The following is a 16,320-nucleotide window of genomic DNA, read 5'->3' as shown; positions in this document are numbered from 1 at the left end:
ACCGTTGCCGCCGTGTTGCCTGACGTTGCGGGCAGCGTCTGGGTCGACGTCGCCGGCGGGGTGATCGCCGACGGTTCGAGCACGTCCTTTGCGTTGGTGCAGGCGGCAAGAGCCAATGCCACAAGCAATGACACGGTCGTCACATGCGATCGTCTCATTTGCCTTCTAACTCCTTGGCGAAGAACGCCTCCCACTGTGGATTCACTTTACGATCAAGTCGAGATCATGGCGGGACAGCGGCCTGGGCTGGGATTCGGTGGTCAGGTAGGTGCGGCCAAGCGTCATCGCCGTCTCGGTGTCGGAGTCCATGATGATCATATGGGCGAACAGCGTCATGTTGGGCGCGATCGGTTCGGGATTGCCCTGGTAGAACATCGGCATGTCCATCCAGGACGGGGTGAAGCGGGCGCCGACCGAATAGCCGCAGGCGTTCAGCCGGTGCTTGGTCAGGCCGTGTGCCTCCATGGTGCGGGCATGCGCATCGAAGACGTCGCCGAAGCTGTTGCCCGGCATCATCGCCTTCTCGACAGCCAGGAGTGCTGCGCGGGCGGCGTCGAACAGTTCCTGATGGCGCTTCGACACCTTGCCGGTCAGCACCGTGCGCATCATCGGCGCATGGTAGTGGTTGAAGACGCCGGCCCATTCGAGCGTCAGCTGGTCGTTCTTGGTGAGCTTGCGGCGGCCGGCCTTATAGCGGCACAGCAGCGCATCGACGCCGGAGCCGATGATGAACTCGTTGGCCGGATAGTCGCCGCCGCCGGCGAAGATCGCGCCCTGCATGGCGGCCAGGATCAGAGCTTCGTCGCCGCCTTGCTTGATCAGCGGCAGTGCCGCGTCGAGCGCATCGTCGGAGAGATTGGCGGCCTTCTCGGCCTTGGCTATCTCGGCCGGGCTCTTGAACAGGCGCAGCCGGCCGACAATGCCGGACGCATCGGCGATCTGGCCGAAGGTCTGCAACTGCTCGTCCAGGCGGCGGCCGTTGAAGGCGGTCAGGCCGTGGGTGTCATATTCGACACCGATGCGGGCGCCGAGCAGGTCGAGTTCGTTGAGCAGATTGCGCAGGTCGACCGCAGGATTGGCGCCGTTGCGGTCGGTCCACAAGACGATGTTGTCGATAATCGAGGTCTGACGCGCCTGGCGCAGGTCGGCCGAGCGGGTCAGAAGCACCATCGAACCGTCGGCCTTGACCACCAGGCACTGGAAGAAGCAGAAGCCGAACGTGTCGTAGCCGGTCAGCCAATACATGCTTTCCTGCGCGAACAGCAGGATGGCGTCGAGCTTCTTTTCGGCCATCTCGATGATCAGCCGGTCGCGCCGCGCGTCAAATTCAGATCGTTCAAAATGCAGCGCCATTATTCCCTCTCCAAGACAATTGCCGAAACCTGCCGGCCGTAATCGGGCTCCTTGCGATGCGTGGTGCGCCGATAGGAGTAGAACAGGCCTTCCTCAGCGTAAGTGCAGCGGTCTAGGCCCTCAGCCGTCACGCCTGCCTTGGCCAGCCGGTCAACCGTGTAGCGGTTGAGGTCGAACATCGCATGGCCGGCATTGGCGGACGGAGCGAAATAGAGGATGTTTTCGGCGTCGGCTTCGACAAAGCGGGCGACGAATTCCGGGCCGACCTCGTAGTTTCGCGGGCCGATGGAGGGGCCTAGCACGGCGACGATGTTTTGGCGCCGGGCGCCGAGGCTTTCCATCGCCAGGATGGTGTTTTCGAGCACGCCGGTGAACGCGCCTTTCCAGCCGGCATGCGCGGCGCCGATGATGCGCGCCTGCGCATCAGCGAACAGCACGGGACCGCAATCGGCGGTCGAGGCGCCGATGGCGATGCCCGGCCGGTCGGTAACGATAGCGTCCGCCTTGGGGCGCTCGCCGGCAAAGGGCTCCCTGGCGATGACGACATCGGGCGAATGGATTTGCCAGGCGGTCAACAGATGGCTTGCCGGCACGCCCATCCAGGCAGCGACGCGGCTGCGGTTCTCGGCAACCAGCGCCTGGTCGTCATTCGATCCGGTGCCGATGTTGAGGCCCTGATAGATGCCGCCGGAAACACCGCCGACGCGGGTGAAATAGCCGTGGCGGATGCCTTGTGCCTGCGCCTTGTCCAGCAGCGGCGACCGAACGGGATCCGGTTTGGTCTGATTCAGCATGCGGGCGTTGTTGTCCGTGTGGGCGGTTTCGTCAAGAAGAAGGTGCTTGGTCGAGAACAGGCTGCAAAGCGCGGACGGGAGATTGGGAGGGGCGGCGGTAAAAAGTCAATCCGCCTCGGCAAAGGGCCGAACCGCCACGCCGCGAGGCAGCACCGCAAGCACCTTGAACAGCCCGCCCATGGCTTGCGGCCCGGCGAGGCGCTCGACGTCGCCGGCGATCCTTTCGCGCGCCGCCTGGCCGGCATCGGCGCCAAGGCGGCCGGCGCGCTCGAGGATGCCCATGCCGAGCAGGAAGTCGCCCTGTGTCGTGAGATGGGCTTCGAGGCCATGTGCACGCGCGATCGCGGCAAGGGCGGCGAAATCGACGTGGGAGGTGAGGTCGGCCTCACCGGGATTGGCCAGCACATCTTCGTGATCGTGGCTGCGCAAGGCCTGCAGCGTGTCGCCGACACCCGGCTGGAGATGGCCGTAGTCGAGAAACAGGCCGGCGCCGCCATGCCTGGATATGCGCTCGGCGATTGTTGCCATGAGCGCGGTGCGGGCAGGCGCCACTTCGGCGATCGCACCTTGCGGCGCGTCAGCGGCATCGGCGGGCAGCAGCATCGGGTCGACCGAGCCGGCGCCGGCGAAGAAGCAAAGATCGTTGGTCTCGTCGAGGCCGACCATGCGCTCGCGCCAGCCGGCGCCGGCGCGGATGAACTGGCGGATGGGCACCGCGTCGAACAGTTCGTTGCCGACGATGAACAGCGATTGTTGCGGCAAGGTCTCGATGGTTTCGTGCCAGCCAACCGCGAAGGGTGTGACGCCAAGCGTCTTTTTTTGCACCTCGGTCAGGCGCGGGCTTGTCTCGATCATGGCGAAGGTGGCGCCGTTGGCCAGGTCAGGATCGAGCCGCGACAGCGTGCGCAGCATGTCCTTCATCAGCGTGCCGCGGCCGGGTCCGATCTCGGCGATGGTGACCGGCAGTGGCCGGCCGCTCGCTGCCCAGACCTGGTACACCCAGACCGCGACCAGTTCGCCGAACATCTGGCTGATCTCCGGCGCGGTGATGAAGTCGCCGCCCGCACCAAAGGGCTCGCGCGTCGTGTAGTAGCCGTCCGCCGGGTCGAACAGGCAGAGCGCCATGTACTCGTTGACGGGAAGCGGCCCAAGGGCCTCGATCAGGTCGACGATGCGGGTCTTCAGCCGTGTCATGCCGGCTGCGGCTGTGCCACCGGCTTGGCGGTCAGCATCGCCCAGATGCCGGCCAGCACCATCGGGGTAGAAAGGATCATGCCCATGGTCAGCCAGTTGGTGCCGAGGAGATAGCCGAGCTGCTGGTCAGGCTCGCGGAAGAACTCGACGAAGATGCGCGACAGGCCGTAGCCGCAGATGAAGGCGCCGCCGACGAAGCGCGGCGTCTTCAGCCTGAGGCGCGAATGGGTGAGAATGCGCAGCACAAGGAACAGCACCACACCCTCGAGCAGCGCCTCGTAAAGCTGGCTCGGATGACGGGCAAACGGCCCGCCATTGGGAAACTCGAACGCCCAGGGCACGTCGGTTGGTCGGCCCCACAGTTCGGAATTGATGAAGTTGGCGACGCGCACCAGGCCAAGGCCGACCGGCACGCCGGCCGCCACGACATCGAACAGCGACCAGGTGCGGATGCCGCGCTTGATGGAAAACAGCGTCATGGCGAGGATGACGCCGAGCAGGCCGCCATGGAACGACATCCCGCCCTGCCACACGGCGAAGATATCGAGCGGGTGCGCGATGTAGCGCGCCAGATCATAGAAGAGCACATAGCCGGTGCGGCCTCCGAGCACGACGCCGATGGCCGCCCAGACGATGAAATCGTCGAGATCCTCCGGCTTCATCGGCAGGACGCCGTTCGGCCACAGCCTGGCATTGGCGGCGAGCCGCTTGGCATACCACCAGGCGAACAGGATGCCGACGATATAGCCGACGCCATACCAGTGCACCGCCAGCGGCCCGATCTGGATGAGGATCGGGTTGATGTTGGGGAAGGGCAGGGAGGCCAGCGGCAGCAGGAAATATTCGTTCAACGGGGAACTCTCGGTTGCGAGCGTGTTTGGGCGCGGACCATGCGGCAGGGTTTTGGCAGGGTCAAGGCAAGGTGGGCGCACTCGACTTGATGCCGCAGCAAGGTGCAACAAGCTTGCATTCGACGCGCGGCGCCACTACGTCAATTTTGTGCAAGCGCGAGGATTTGCCATGTCGACCGGACCGAACCGCATTCTCGATGAATTCGCCAAGCTGATGACCGACGCCGCCGGCGCCGCCCAGGGCGTGCGCCGTGAGGTGGAGACCGCCTTCAAGGGGCAGGCCGAGCGCATTCTCAATACGATGGACGTGGTGCAGCGCGAAGAGTTCGAAGCCGCGCGCGAGATGGCCGCCAAAGCGCGGGAAGAGAATACCCGCCTTGCCGCCCGCATCGAGGCGCTCGAGGCGAAGCTTGCAGAACTGGCCGGCGACGCCACACCAGCGACGGCCGCCAAGCCGCGCACAAAAAAATAATCGTTAAACTTTTCCACATAGCCCGATCCTGAAAAGCGCTTTGCCGTGAATCGCTTAACGGCATTGCATGAATCTTTGTGACAGCGGCTTTCCACATGCGAATGACGCAGTGCGAAAAATTGGGCTGTTCACGCGACTCCCGATCAATAGACTGAATTTGTTGCATGATTCGGAGCAGGATCATGCGACCGGGCGGTGGGGTCCGGTCTGGGGTCTTTGCGTCGAGAAGTCGTCTTTGCGCGAAGAAAGTCCTGGCCGTCCGAGTTCTAGACAAGATTGTTCGTTGTGTGTGCCCTCCCGCGGAGCGTGTGGCGGCGCTCGTACAGAACGACAGGAAGCATTCCATGGAACTTCTCGAACTCGAATTCTCCCGCGAAATCCATCCGGTGGATGTTATCGAGCAGGTGGCCCACAACAACGACTGGTCCTTCGAGCGGGCCGGCGACGACGAGATTTCGATCTCGGTTGCCGGAAGCTGGACCGACTATCACGTCTCCTTTTCGTGGATGGAGGATTTCGAGGCGCTGCACCTGGCCTGCGCCTTCGATATCAAGGTGCCGGAGACCCGCACGCTGGAAGTGATGCGGCTCTTGTCGCTGATCAACGAGCAGATGCTGTTTGGCCATTTCGACCTCTGGGAGCAGGAGGGCGCGATCATGTTCCGCCAGTCGCTGCTGCTGGCCGGCGGGGTCGAGCCGTCGAGCCAGCAGGTCGAAGTGTTGCTGTCGTCGGCGCTGGAAGCCTGCGAATGCTATTTCCAGGCATTCCAGTTCGTCGTCTGGTCGGGAACCTCGGCCAAGGATGCCCTGGCCGGTGTGCTGTTCGAGACCTACGGCAACGCCTGAGTCCCCGTTAAGGCAGACAAGACCAAGATGAGTTCGAACACCGAGCGCAAGCCCGAGATCAGTTTTGCCGATTTCGATCGTGTCGACATCCGCGCCGGCACGATCGTCGAGGCCGAGCCGTTTCCCGAGGCGCGCAAGCCCGCGTTCAAGCTGAAGATCGATTTCGGCGCCGGCATCGGTATCAAGAAATCGTCGGCGCAGATCACCAAATACTATACACCGGAGACGCTGATCGGCCGGCAGGTGTTCGCGGTGGTCAATTTCCCGCCGCGCCAGATCGGTCCATTCATGTCGGAAGTGCTCACTCTCGGCTATCCCGACGAAGAGGGCGCCGTGGTGCTCGGCGCGATCGAGCGTAAGGTGCCGGATGGCGGGCGGTTGTTTTAGGGTCTCGACTGGGGATCGGAATCCCCCGCGAACCGGGATGGATTGATAATCCTTTCGGCAGATGCTTCAGCATGAATTTCATGCCATGTCGTGACAGGAGTGTCGCGCGCGGACATCATCCGCTTTTCCTGTCCGCGTCGACCAATTTCCTTATTCTGTAAAATTTGAACTGTTTGCCTTCGGCGATTAATTCAAGGTTGCCGTGTCGTGGCGGGCTGCGCTCCGGCGCGATTACCAGCAGATAGTCAAAGTCACGGGTCCAATGCGCTGCATACGCCGCCTCGACCGGTGGGGAAGCACCGGCGGCGTAGGCCTCCAGCTCAGACATCGGGATAGGCCCGCCTTGCGGTACGGTCAGGTTTGCCACTTCCGGCCGGGGCCTCACCGGCTGTTTTCCCGGATAGGTGAACAGCGTTGGCATCAGTGCATTGCGTGTGACTACGGCCAACGCGGCAGCATTGTACATTGGATAAAGGAGCAGATTCGTTGGCGGGTCGTCTGGGAGGCCATTCTGGCCGGTAAGGATTCGCGAACCCATTGGAATGGCGTCGAACGCGGTCATAAGGGCACGATATTCGCCGCGGCACGACAATTGGGCCCAGATCGCGATGCCACTGTTTGCAAGCCCGGCGCCAAACGCCAGCGCGACGAGAAGTGTTCCACGCGAGCCTTGCGGACGCTTGATCGTGACGAAGGCTGGCAGGATCAGAACAAGCGCCAGAAGGACGCGCCCGTCGACAAAGGCCGTGTCCGCAACGCGAAACGGCATGACAATGAACAGGCACAAGAGCCCAAAGCCTATCCAGCAGCCGACGCGAGAGACCGCCACCATCCTGTGCTTCACCGCAAGGTAACTGAGAATGACCAGCACCACGGTCACGGCTGAGGAAGTGTATCTGCTGAAGCCGTTGACTTGAACCAGCGCCAACAATTTCGCCGACAGGGCCCATTCGGTTCCTTCGCCACCCACTTTGCCGCCGTAGGCGAGCGCCAGGGCGCCAACTGCGACGACCGGAGCAGCCATTCCGGCAACCAGCAAGATCGTGCGTTTCCAATTCTCAATATGGTCTGGCCAGCGGGAGAGTTCGTACAGCCCCACCACAATGCCATACAGGCCGAGGGCAAATAGGTGAGAGATATACAGAACCACGACGAAGACGGCGTGGATCGCAAGGCGCAGCGGCAAAGGTCTTTCCGCAAGCCAAATCCAAACCGCGATGGACCAAAGAACGATCCCGAGTCCAAATTCAAAATTCACGAATCCGAAAGCGAAAGGCATGGCGTAGAGGAAGAGCGAAGCGACGAAGCCGCTGAGGATCACACGCCCCTGTGCGGCCGCTCCGACGGCCATTGCCCCGCTGACGACCAGCATTTGCGAGACTAGATAGAAAAGCTTTGATGCCAGCTCGATCCCGATCAAGCGCCCAGCGAACGGGACGACGAGATCCATGGCTAGATTAGGGTAGGGTGCCCACGCGGCTTCATAGTAGGGATGGGCTTCGGGCGTACCGGCGCGCATCAGGATCGACATTCTTGCGAGATGATTTGGATAGTCTGCCATAGCGGGTATGTCGACGAGCAGTACGGGCAAGAAAGCCACCACCAGCAGAACTATCAGCAAGGTACCTTCGGGCCTGATGAAATGGCTCGTGTAACTGTTGATTTTTTTGCTGACTGTTGCTTCGAGCATGCCGCAATGTAGGTAGAAATGGTAAATTTTGAGTCGCCGACAATTGCCAAGGATTCTCCATGTCTTTGGGAGGGCGAGATGACGGCGCGGCTCAAGTATGGATGACTACGCAGCCCTGAACTGCGTTGTCACTCTGACTTGGTCATGGCTTCGAAGTCGCACAATACGTCATGCCGAACATCCCTTTGAAACAAGGTGCCGTGGCAGACTAACGGTTGATTGTGCGTCGCCGCGCTTTGTCATTCGTGGCGGTGTGTCAGCTTCGCCCTTGGATAACGAAAAGCACGATCAGGCCGCCAGCTTTCGCGGTGTGCCCAGTGCTTCCTCGACCGTATCGAGGAACATTTCCGCACAGGCCTTCCAGCTGTAGCGCATGGCGCGTTCGCGGGCTTCGGCACGGTCGACGTTGAGCGCGGCGAGTGAGGCCTCGCGCAAATCGTTGGAGACCGCGCCGCCAAAACCATCGCCGACAATGTCGATCGGCCCGGTCACCGGATAGGCGGCAACCGGCGTGCCGCTGGCCAGTGCCTCGATGATGACGTTGCCGAACGTGTCGGTGCGGCTCGGGAAGACGAAGACGTCGGCCGAGGCATAGATCTCGGCCAGTTCGTCGTTGGGGCGATGGCCGAGGAAATGCGCTTGCGGATATTTCGCCTTCAGCCTGGCAAGCTCGGGGCCTTCGCCGACGATCACCTTGCTGCCGGGCAGGTCGAGGTCGAGGAAAGCACCCAGGTTCTTTTCGATGGCGACGCGGCCGACGCAGAGGAAGATCGGGCCGGGGAAGCCGAGGTCCTTCTTCCTGTCCGGGCGGAAATGGTCGGTGTCGACGCCGCGCGTCCATGGCCGCAGCTTGGTGAAGCCGCGCGCGGAAAGGTCGTCGGCGAGCGACTGGGTGGCGACCAGCGTGCCCTGGCCGGAATTATGGAAATCGCGCAGCCAGCGATAGGCCCAGCTTTCCGGCACCGGCAGGCGGGCGCTGAGATATTCGGGAAAGCGCGTGTGATAGCTGGTGGTGAATGGACGGCCGGCATTGCGGCAATAGCGCCGCGCCATGATGCCCAGCGGTCCTTCGGTGACGATGTGGATGTGGTCGGCCTTGCCGGCGTCGATCAGGCGCGCGACATGGCCGGGCGTGGTCAGCGCCAGCCTGATGTCGGGATAGGTCGGCAAGGGCAGGGTGCGAAAGATATTGGGCGTCAGGAAATCCACCGCGACGTCGAAGGACTTCAGCGTCTCGGTGAGCCGCTCCAGCGTGTGGACGACGCCGTTGACCTGCGGGCGCCAGGCATCGGTGACCATCAGTATGCGCATGGCGGCCCTTTGCTTGAAAGGTCGACGGTTGCCTTGAGACGATGCCGGAACGGCGACCAGCCTGCTGCTCTCGCTTCGCTCCAGCGCACCCGGACAGGTACGGGGTCGAAGTGAGGCGGCAAGGCCGAATCAATTGAGGTCGCGCGCTTCATGCGCGCTCTTGATCATGGTTTCATGACGGGCGGATGAAGCCGTTTCCACTTTTCGGAATCGTGCCCGGTTATGCCGGAACCTTGATGATGGCGCGCAGTCCGCCGAGCGGGCTGTCTTCAAGAGTGATGTCTCCGCCATGGGAGCGGGCGATGTCGCGGGCGATCGACAGGCCGAGCCCGGTGCCGCTGGCATCGAGGTTGCGGGCCTCGTCGAGCCGCACGAAAGGCTTGAACACGTCTTCGCGTCGATCGGCGGGAATGCCCGGACCATCGTCATCGATGGTGACCAGCAGCGAGCCGCGGCCATGGGTGGCGTTGACCTCCACCGTCTTGGCATAGCGGAAGGCGTTGCCGATGACGTTGGACATCAGCCGGGCAAAGGCATTGGGCCGCACATGCACATCGTGATCGCCGGCAAGCGTCGTCGACAGCTTACGCTTGCGCAGCCTGGCTTCCTCGTCGAGCTTTTCGAAATAGGCCTCGAGATCGAACCGTCCGGCGTCTTCCGAAGCTTCGCCGCGGGCAAAGGACAGATAGCCTTCGAGCATCGACTGCATGTCGTCGATGTCCTGGTCGAGCGCTGCCTTGGTCTCGGCCTTGCCGCCGGAAAGCGCCAGCTGCAGCTTGAAGCGAGTGAGGATGGTTCTGAGGTCATGGCTGACGCCGGTCAGCATGGCGGTGCGCTGTTCGATCTGGCGTTCGATGCGCTCGCGCATCTGCATGAAGGCAAAGCCGGCGCGGCGAACCTCCTCGGCGCCGCGCGGCCGGAAATCGCGCGGCATCGGCCGGCCCTTGCCAAAGCTTTCGGCGGCTTCGGCAAGCATCAGGATCGGCCGGATCTGGTTGCGCAGGAAGGGAATGGCGATCATCAGCAGCACCAGCGAGGTGCCGACCATCCAGATCAGGAAGATATGGGTGTTCGAGGCATAGGCCTGGCTGCGGCGCACGAAGACGCGCAGCACCTTGCCCTCGAGCTGCACGCGCACCTCGACGATGTTGGAGTTGCCGACCGTGTCGATCCAGAACGGGCGGTTGATCTGGCGGGTGATCTCGGATGAGAGAACATCATCCAAAATCGAGAAAAACGGCTTTGGACCGGGCGCGGGGAGTGGGTCGGGCGGCAAGAGGTCGACCTTCAGCTGCATGCGGTCCTGGGCGATGCGGATGATGTTGGTGTAGTCGGCATCGCGCGGATAGGTCTCGATCAGGTCGATGATGGCGGCGATGTCGCGCACGGTGGCCTGCGACAGGCGCTGCGTCACGGTTGCCCAGTGACGTTCCATGAAGACGAAGGCGACGACCGATTGCAGCAGGATCATCGGCGCGATGACGATGATCAGCGAGCGGGCATAGAGCCGCTTGGGCATATAGAGCGAGACGAGGCGCCAGAAGCGGTTCCAGGCGCGCGGCACCGCCTTCAGCGTCCGCGCGGCGCGTGCGCTCAAGCCGCCATTGCCCGGCTGTTCCAGTTCCGTGGTTGCCATTCGCTCTTTTCGCTTGCCCGCAGCCGTTCAGCCGGCCGCAGGCGGCATTCTATTCCACGCTGAGCCGATACCCAATACCGCGTACGGTCTGGAGCCAGACCGGATTGGACGGATCGCGCTCGATCTTGCGGCGCAGCCGGTTGATCTGGACGTCGATGGTGCGCTCGCCGACTTCCGAATCGTCGCCGACAAGCTCGTGGCGGGGTATCGTCTCGCCCGCTCGCGCGGCGAAGATCGCCAGGATCTCCTGCTCGCGATCGGTCAGCTTCAACGCCTCGCCGCCACGCTTCAATTCGCGCCGGGCGATCTGGAACGTGTAGGGGCCGAAGACCAACTGCTCGACCTTGGGCGTGGTCGCCGGGCCACCGCGGCGCAGGATGTTGTTGATGCGCAGGATCAGCTCGCGCGGATCGAACGGCTTTGGCAGATAGTCGTCGGCGCCAGCCTCCAGCCCTGAGATGCGGCTGTCGGTCTCCGACAGCGCTGTGAGCATCAGGATCGGTACGTTCTTTTCGGCCCGCAGCGACTTGGTCAGGTCGACCCCCGTCTCGCCGGGCATCATGACGTCCAGCACCAGAAGGTCGAAGTCGAGGCCGGCAAGCTTGCGCCTGGCTTCGCCGGCATTGCCGGCAACGGTGACGCGAAAGCCATTTTCGGTCAGATATTGCTTGAGAAGATTGCGGATGCGGGTGTCGTCGTCGACGACAAGCAGATGCGGCGCGTCGTCGTCCGGCGCGGCCGCGTGATCGACCCGTTCAGTGCTCTCCATGGCTTTTCCCTGACATTTTTGCGGACCCAACGTCGATCTGCGCCCTCAGTTCCGGATTGACCATCGCTTCGAGGAACCGTTCCACCAAGGTCCGTTCGGTTACTCCGGAATCCCCCAATGCAGCATGGATGCGGCGCGACTGTGGCCGCGCCAGCGCCAGCGCCAGCGCACGGCCCTTGGCTGTCGGATAAAGTTCGCGCTGGCGGCGGTCGCGCGGACCTTGCAACTGCACGATATGGTCGGTGTCGATCAGTTGCTTGAGCACACGGGCCAGGCTCTGCTTGGTGATCTTCAGCACGTCGAGCAGTTCGGCGACCGTCAGGCCCGGCCTGCGGTTGACGAAATGCAGCACCCGGTGGTGGGCCCGGCCGAAGCCGTAATCGGCCAGGATCTGGTCCGGATCGGAGGTGAAGTCGCGATAGGCAAAGAAGAGCAGCTCGATGATGGCGAAGTCGATGCCGTCCTCGACCGACATTGCGGTCCTGATCGGTTTTCCGGCGGCTGGGCTTCGATCCGTCATTATTTCTCCGTGGGAAAGAGAGATTATGTCAGTACTATTGACGTAATTTCCCTGCAATGGTAATTTTTGACAAGCTTTTGGGCGGATTGCGAACGAAAAGGCAAGGGAAGGCGGTTTTTCCGGAATTTCCTAAGTTTGCCAGAGCGCAATTATCCGCCTACGCTCCACCATAAAAGCCGCTTTGGGCGGCCGACACGAAACACACAACGATACAACTATCCGGGCTGCCGCCCGTGGGAGGTTACCATGGCATCCGTTCCCTTCGATCAACTCGATGGCTTCATCTGGATGAACGGCGAATTCGTCCAATGGGGTGACGCCAAGATCCATGTGCTGACGCACGGGCTGCATTACGCCAGCGCTGTTTTCGAGGGAGAGCGCGCCTATGGCGGCGAGATCTTCAAGCTCAACGAACACACCGAGCGCCTGCATGAATCGGCACGCCTGCTCGGTTTCAAGATCCCCTATTCGGTGGCCGAGCTCAACGACGCCTCTTCCACGCTTCTCAAGAAGCAGGGTTTCCAGGACGCCTATGTCCGGCCGATCGCCTGGCGCGGCAGTGAGCAGATGGGCGTCTCGGCGCAGAACAACCGCATCAACTGCGCCATCGCCATCTGGCAATGGCCAAGCTATTTCGATCCTGCGCAGAAGCTGAAAGGCATCCGTCTCGATGTGGCGGAATGGCGCCGGCCCGACCCGCGCACCGCGCCTTCCAAGTCGAAGGCCGCCGGGCTCTACATGATCTGCACCATGTCCAAGCACGCCGCCGAGGCCAAGGGCTATGCCGACGCCATGATGCTCGACTGGCGTGGCCAGGTCGCCGAAGCGACCGGAGCCAACATCTTCTTCGTCAAGGACGGCAAGATCCACACACCCAAGCCCGACTGCTTCCTCGACGGCATCACCCGCCGCACGGTCATCGGGCTGGCCAAGGATCGCGGCCTGGAGGTAATTGAACGCGCCATCCTGCCGGAAGAGCTGGAAAGCTTCGAGCAGTGCTTCCTGACCGGGACGGCAGCGGAAGTGACGCCGGTTTCGGAGATCGGGCCTTACCGATTCGAGGTCGGCGAAATAGCCAAGAATCTTATGAATGACTATTCTGCGGCCGTTCAGCCCAAGCACGCGATCGCCGCAGAATAACGAAAGCCACAGCTTTTTTAGGAAGTAGGGGCGGTTTTCGGGCCGCCCCTTTTATTTCAGCGTTTCTGCATTTGACTTTCGTCCAATTCGGCGTCTCATGATGGTGTCGGCCCGGGAGGCTGATAGCTATGGAGGGACTAATCATATGGACATGAACACGCTTCTTCCGATCATCATACAGGTGATTACTGGCATCATCGGTGGTCAGGCGGTCGGTGCGGCGCTCAAGACGGCGGCGATGGGTCAGCTTCCCAAAATCCTGGGCGGAGCCATTGGCGGCGTCGGTGGTGCGGCGATCCTCGGCAGCCTGCTGGGTGGCGGTGCGGTCGATCCGGCGGCTGCGGCAGCAGCAACGAGCGGTCTCGGCAGCGCGCTGAACCTGCAGAACATCGTCGGCGGCGCCGGCGGCGGCGCGATCCTGACCGCCATTCTCGGCGCGGTCATGGGCGCCATGAAGAAGTAAGCAGGCCGTTTCGGTCTTTTCAAATGGGCGGCTTCGGCCGCCCATTTCCGTTTTGGGGCTACTGACTGTTCGTCTTTCGAGGGTGGACGCCCTTTGTCGGCACCTCTACATCACCCGTGAACATCGAAAGGACGATCATGGGTCAGCTCAATGCCGGCATCGTGCCGGTCACACCGTTCCAGCAGAATTGCACCATCCTGTTCGACATGGATGACAAGCATGGCGTCGTCGTCGATCCGGGCGGCGATATCGACAAGGTACTGGCGGTGCTGAAGGACAATGCGATCTCAGCCGGAGCTATCTGGATAACGCATGGCCACATCGACCATGCCGGCGGTGCAATGGAGTTGAAGGAGGCGCTCGGCGTCGAGATCATCGGTCCGCATGAGGCCGACAAGTCGCTGCTCGACAATCTGGAAAACCAGGGCAAGCGCTACGGCATCGCCGGAGCGCGCAACTGCGTGCCCGACCGGTTCCTGGCCGAAGGCGAGACCGTGTCGTTCGGCGGCCATGTGTTCGAGGTGCTGCACTGCCCCGGCCATGCGCCCGGTCACGTCGTCTACTACAACCGCGCAGCCAAGTTCGCCCATGTCGGCGACGTGCTGTTCCGCGGCTCGGTCGGCCGCACCGACCTGCCGGGCGGCGACCACGCGGCGCTGATCGCTTCGATCAAGGACAAGCTCCTGCCGCTCGGCGACGACATCGGCTTCATCTGTGGCCACGGTCCCGGCGGACGTTTTGGCGAGGAGAGGCGGACCAATCCTTTTTTGACTTGAACCAGGCTCGGAACCGTAGCTGTTTTTCATCAGCCTCAAGCAGACCGTTGACATTGTAGAGACCACAACAAAAAAGCGCTGGCCTTGCGGTCAGCGCTTTTCTGTTTTGGGGCAGGGAAGCCCTTGGTTAGTTGGCAGTGCAGAAATGCTGTTCGCCGTCATTGCCGGTGAACGTGCCGGTACGGGAATTGAAGCTGCGGTAGCGGTCCGAGCAATATTCGTACCAGTCACGCGTCCACGGTTCGGCATAACGATTGGCGTAGACCACCCGCGGCTCCGCATAATAGCGGCGGACCGGGGCCGGGCGCACCACGACGTCACGATCGTAGTAACCGTCATCGTAGTAGCGGTCAGCGTCGGGCGGCGGGCGGTCATTGGCCAATGCGCCACCGATCAGCGCCCCGGCCGCGAGGCCGAGCACGCCCGCGGCAATGGCATCGCCATTGCTATGATGGCCATGATGACGGCGCCAGTCGCGCGCATTGGCGGCGGGCAAGGCCGTGAGCGTGGTGGCGGCCACGGCAGCGGCCAGGACGGCGGTTTTGAAAATTCGGTTCATGTCGGTCTCCTTCGTTCCGGCCCGTGCAGTTTCGGGGATGCGGTCCGGCTTTACCGAAGACTAATATGCGACCGTGGCTGAACGGGGGCTGAACGGATTTTAACGTGTTTATTCAAAACGGTCGTCAAAAATCACAGGCTCTCAAGGGAGCGATCTGCCCGGGAGCGCCGGTTCGAAGCCGGCTCAGCCGACCGACAGGTTGACGGCCTTGGGACCCTTGCCGCGCTTATCCGGCTCGGTATCGAACGACACTTTCTGCCCATCCTCGAGGCCGGGAAGACCGGACGCCTGCACAGCTGAAATATGGACGAAAACATCCTTCGCGCCATCATCGGGCGTGATGAAGCCGAAGCCCTTGGCATGATTGAAGAATTTGACGGTGCCGGTCTGCGGCATGGGAAGCTCCTTTGTCCCATAAACTCCAGTCTCGGGCCGGCAAATGCCCGAGTGGAAATTTGTCCTTTATTTTAGCGTCATCGGCAAGAGAAAGTTTTGCGGGCGTCTAAAGCACGTTGCGGCATGCTTCGGGTCTTTGTTTTTATGCAAGTCGTTGCCCAGAACCCGGCCGCTTGGGCGACATCACTGGCCCGCGCCTTCGATAAGGAAAAGGCGCGACGAAGATCGCCGCGCCTTTCAAAATTCAGATCCCTCTCCAGGCCAGGTGCAGGCATGGAGCCTCCGTCGCACGTCTGAGTGACATGCGGCGCGCCGATGGCTCAGGCTGCGCGGAGGTTGACGGCCTTGGGGCCCTTGCCCATGCGGTCCGGCTCGACGTCGAAGGTGACCTTCTGGCCGTCAACGAGCGTGCGCAAGCCGGAAGCTTCGATCGCGGAGATATGGACGAACACATCCTTGGCGCCACCATCGGGCGTGATGAAACCGAAGCCTTTGGTCGCGTTGAAGAATTTAACGGTGCCGGTCTGGGCCATTGGGGAAACTCCTTCACCCGTTCAGTCTTTGGTGGTCCCGCCCGCCGCCTGGCGCAAAGGGCAGTTCCCGGTGGTTGCTTCGGCAGTCATGCATTGGCGCATGGTCAAACCCCCCGCCGAAAACGGGGCCGTCAGAGATTCACAGTATCGGGGAAAGGTCGTCCAAAACGTTCCGCTCTCCGGGTCGCAAATGCCCGAACACGGAATTTATCGCACGGAAACGTGATGGTTGCAAGATACCGCCGCGGGCCGCCGTACTGGCGCGTCCCGACGCATCAATCGACTGACCTGAGCATCGATGGGCTCGGCATAGGCTTGCTTGCCGGCCGGGTCATCGGCCAGAACCGGGCCACGAATGGGCCAGATGACGAGGTGGCCGAGGAGGTCGACGCCGCCTACAGCCCCAGCGCGTTTCCGACTGAAAGGGCTGCAAACGGGGGTTGCATTTGGCAAGGGAATGGCGAGGATCGGCAACCGGGGACGCGATCGTGGGAGATCATCATGAAATATCTGGCGGCAATCTTTTCGCGGCAGGGTTTTGTCATCCTGTTGCTGTCGGCACTTCTTGCCGCCTGCACCGTCGTCGTCGATGACGGACCAGGGCCGCGTCCGCGTCCGCCCCGGCCGGAAC

At 62.2% G+C, this 16,320-nt stretch carries 18 protein-coding genes and 1 pseudogene; 7 read left to right on the top strand and 12 right to left on the bottom strand.

Annotated features, from left to right (window positions below; all coding sequences use genetic code 11):
* Positions 1–201 precede the first annotated feature (201 nt).
* From EN932_RS12655 to lgt, 4 genes are all read right to left on the bottom strand, one after another.
* Positions 202–1,353, bottom strand: coding sequence for a Xaa-Pro peptidase family protein (locus EN932_RS12655; RefSeq protein WP_013530004.1), 1,152 nt, complete (start codon positions 1,351–1,353; stop codon positions 202–204).
* On the bottom strand, positions 1,353–2,147 hold the full coding sequence (gene pgeF, locus EN932_RS12650; protein WP_127370313.1) for a peptidoglycan editing factor PgeF: 795 nt from the start codon (positions 2,145–2,147) through the stop codon (positions 1,353–1,355). The genes EN932_RS12655 and pgeF overlap by 1 nt, the downstream gene beginning before the upstream one ends.
* 105 nt (positions 2,148–2,252) lie before the next feature.
* Positions 2,253–3,341, bottom strand: a complete 1,089-nt coding sequence (locus EN932_RS12645) for a class I SAM-dependent methyltransferase (RefSeq protein ID WP_127384782.1) — start codon at positions 3,339–3,341, stop codon at positions 2,253–2,255.
* Positions 3,338–4,192 carry a prolipoprotein diacylglyceryl transferase gene (lgt, locus tag EN932_RS12640; protein WP_082827483.1) on the bottom strand — a complete coding sequence of 285 codons (855 nt, stop codon included), beginning with the start codon at positions 4,190–4,192 and terminating at the stop codon, positions 3,338–3,340. The genes EN932_RS12645 and lgt overlap by 4 nt, the downstream gene beginning before the upstream one ends.
* A gap of 169 nt (positions 4,193–4,361) precedes the next feature.
* On the opposite strand from lgt, the gene EN932_RS12635 reads away from it, so the two are divergent.
* The 3 genes from EN932_RS12635 (at position 4,362) to EN932_RS12625 (ending at position 5,896) form a co-directional block, all read left to right on the top strand.
* Positions 4,362–4,664 carry an accessory factor UbiK family protein gene (locus EN932_RS12635; protein WP_013530008.1) on the top strand — a complete coding sequence of 101 codons (303 nt, stop codon included), beginning with the start codon at positions 4,362–4,364 and terminating at the stop codon, positions 4,662–4,664.
* Positions 4,665–5,008: 344 nt separating this feature from the next.
* Complete coding sequence (locus tag EN932_RS12630; RefSeq protein WP_013530009.1) at positions 5,009–5,509, top strand: YbjN domain-containing protein; 501 nt, start codon at positions 5,009–5,011, stop codon at positions 5,507–5,509.
* Positions 5,510–5,536: 27 nt separating this feature from the next.
* The gene (locus EN932_RS12625) at positions 5,537–5,896 is read left to right on the top strand and encodes a tRNA-binding protein (RefSeq protein ID WP_128368857.1); all 360 of its coding nucleotides are present in this window, start codon (positions 5,537–5,539) and stop codon (positions 5,894–5,896) included.
* Positions 5,897–6,011: 115 nt separating this feature from the next.
* Here EN932_RS12625 and EN932_RS12620 read toward each other — a convergent pair whose 3' ends face one another.
* The 5 genes from EN932_RS12620 to EN932_RS12600 form a co-directional block, all read right to left on the bottom strand.
* A complete protein-coding gene (locus EN932_RS12620) occupies positions 6,012–7,586 on the bottom strand; it encodes a hypothetical protein (protein ID WP_127369482.1) in 1,575 nt (524 codons plus the stop codon).
* Between the two features lie 288 nt (positions 7,587–7,874).
* On the bottom strand, positions 7,875–8,897 hold the full coding sequence (locus tag EN932_RS12615; RefSeq protein WP_027162148.1) for a glycosyltransferase family 1 protein: 1,023 nt from the start codon (positions 8,895–8,897) through the stop codon (positions 7,875–7,877).
* Between the two features lie 220 nt (positions 8,898–9,117).
* The gene (locus tag EN932_RS12610; RefSeq protein WP_013530013.1) at positions 9,118–10,533 is read right to left on the bottom strand and encodes an ATP-binding protein; all 1,416 of its coding nucleotides are present in this window, start codon (positions 10,531–10,533) and stop codon (positions 9,118–9,120) included.
* Positions 10,534–10,582: 49 nt separating this feature from the next.
* Positions 10,583–11,302 (bottom strand): response regulator transcription factor, encoded by a 720-nt coding sequence (locus EN932_RS12605; protein ID WP_013530014.1) that lies wholly within the window; start codon positions 11,300–11,302, stop codon positions 10,583–10,585.
* Positions 11,289–11,822 (bottom strand): MarR family transcriptional regulator, encoded by a 534-nt coding sequence (locus EN932_RS12600; RefSeq protein ID WP_024505623.1) that lies wholly within the window; start codon positions 11,820–11,822, stop codon positions 11,289–11,291. The genes EN932_RS12605 and EN932_RS12600 overlap by 14 nt, the downstream gene beginning before the upstream one ends.
* 246 nt (positions 11,823–12,068) lie before the next feature.
* Between EN932_RS12600 and EN932_RS12595 the strand changes: the two genes are divergently transcribed.
* The 3 genes from EN932_RS12595 (at position 12,069) to EN932_RS12585 (ending at position 14,201) form a co-directional block, all read left to right on the top strand.
* Positions 12,069–12,962, top strand: a complete 894-nt coding sequence (locus EN932_RS12595) for a branched-chain amino acid aminotransferase (RefSeq protein ID WP_013530016.1) — start codon at positions 12,069–12,071, stop codon at positions 12,960–12,962.
* Positions 12,963–13,107: 145 nt separating this feature from the next.
* Positions 13,108–13,425: a hypothetical protein gene (locus EN932_RS12590; protein ID WP_013530017.1), complete on the top strand. Its 318-nt coding sequence runs from the start codon at positions 13,108–13,110 to the stop codon at positions 13,423–13,425.
* Between the two features lie 137 nt (positions 13,426–13,562).
* A complete protein-coding gene (locus EN932_RS12585; protein ID WP_024505622.1) occupies positions 13,563–14,201 on the top strand; it encodes an MBL fold metallo-hydrolase in 639 nt (212 codons plus the stop codon).
* A gap of 127 nt (positions 14,202–14,328) precedes the next feature.
* Here the strand turns inward: EN932_RS12585 and EN932_RS12580 are convergent, their stop codons facing one another.
* The 3 genes from EN932_RS12580 to EN932_RS12570 all read right to left on the bottom strand — a co-directional run bounded on the left by EN932_RS12580 (position 14,329) and on the right by EN932_RS12570 (position 15,689).
* Positions 14,329–14,760 (bottom strand): BA14K family protein, encoded by a 432-nt coding sequence (locus EN932_RS12580; RefSeq protein ID WP_127368778.1) that lies wholly within the window; start codon positions 14,758–14,760, stop codon positions 14,329–14,331.
* Between the two features lie 183 nt (positions 14,761–14,943).
* Complete coding sequence (locus EN932_RS12575; protein ID WP_013530020.1) at positions 14,944–15,156, bottom strand: cold-shock protein; 213 nt, start codon at positions 15,154–15,156, stop codon at positions 14,944–14,946.
* Positions 15,157–15,476: 320 nt separating this feature from the next.
* A complete protein-coding gene (locus tag EN932_RS12570) occupies positions 15,477–15,689 on the bottom strand; it encodes a cold-shock protein (RefSeq protein WP_006202520.1) in 213 nt (70 codons plus the stop codon).
* A 501-nt stretch (positions 15,690–16,190) separates the two neighbouring features.
* Between EN932_RS12570 and EN932_RS38850 the strand changes: the two are divergent.
* A pseudogene (locus tag EN932_RS38850) lies at positions 16,191–16,320 on the top strand (peptidase); the annotation flags it as partial.

This window comes from Mesorhizobium sp. M7A.F.Ca.US.002.01.1.1, assembly GCF_004022955.1.
Lineage (GTDB): Bacteria > Pseudomonadota > Alphaproteobacteria > Rhizobiales > Rhizobiaceae > Mesorhizobium > Mesorhizobium ciceri.
The sequence above is the reverse complement of the archived record's forward strand: the minus strand, read 5'-3'. Positions and strand labels throughout refer to the sequence as shown.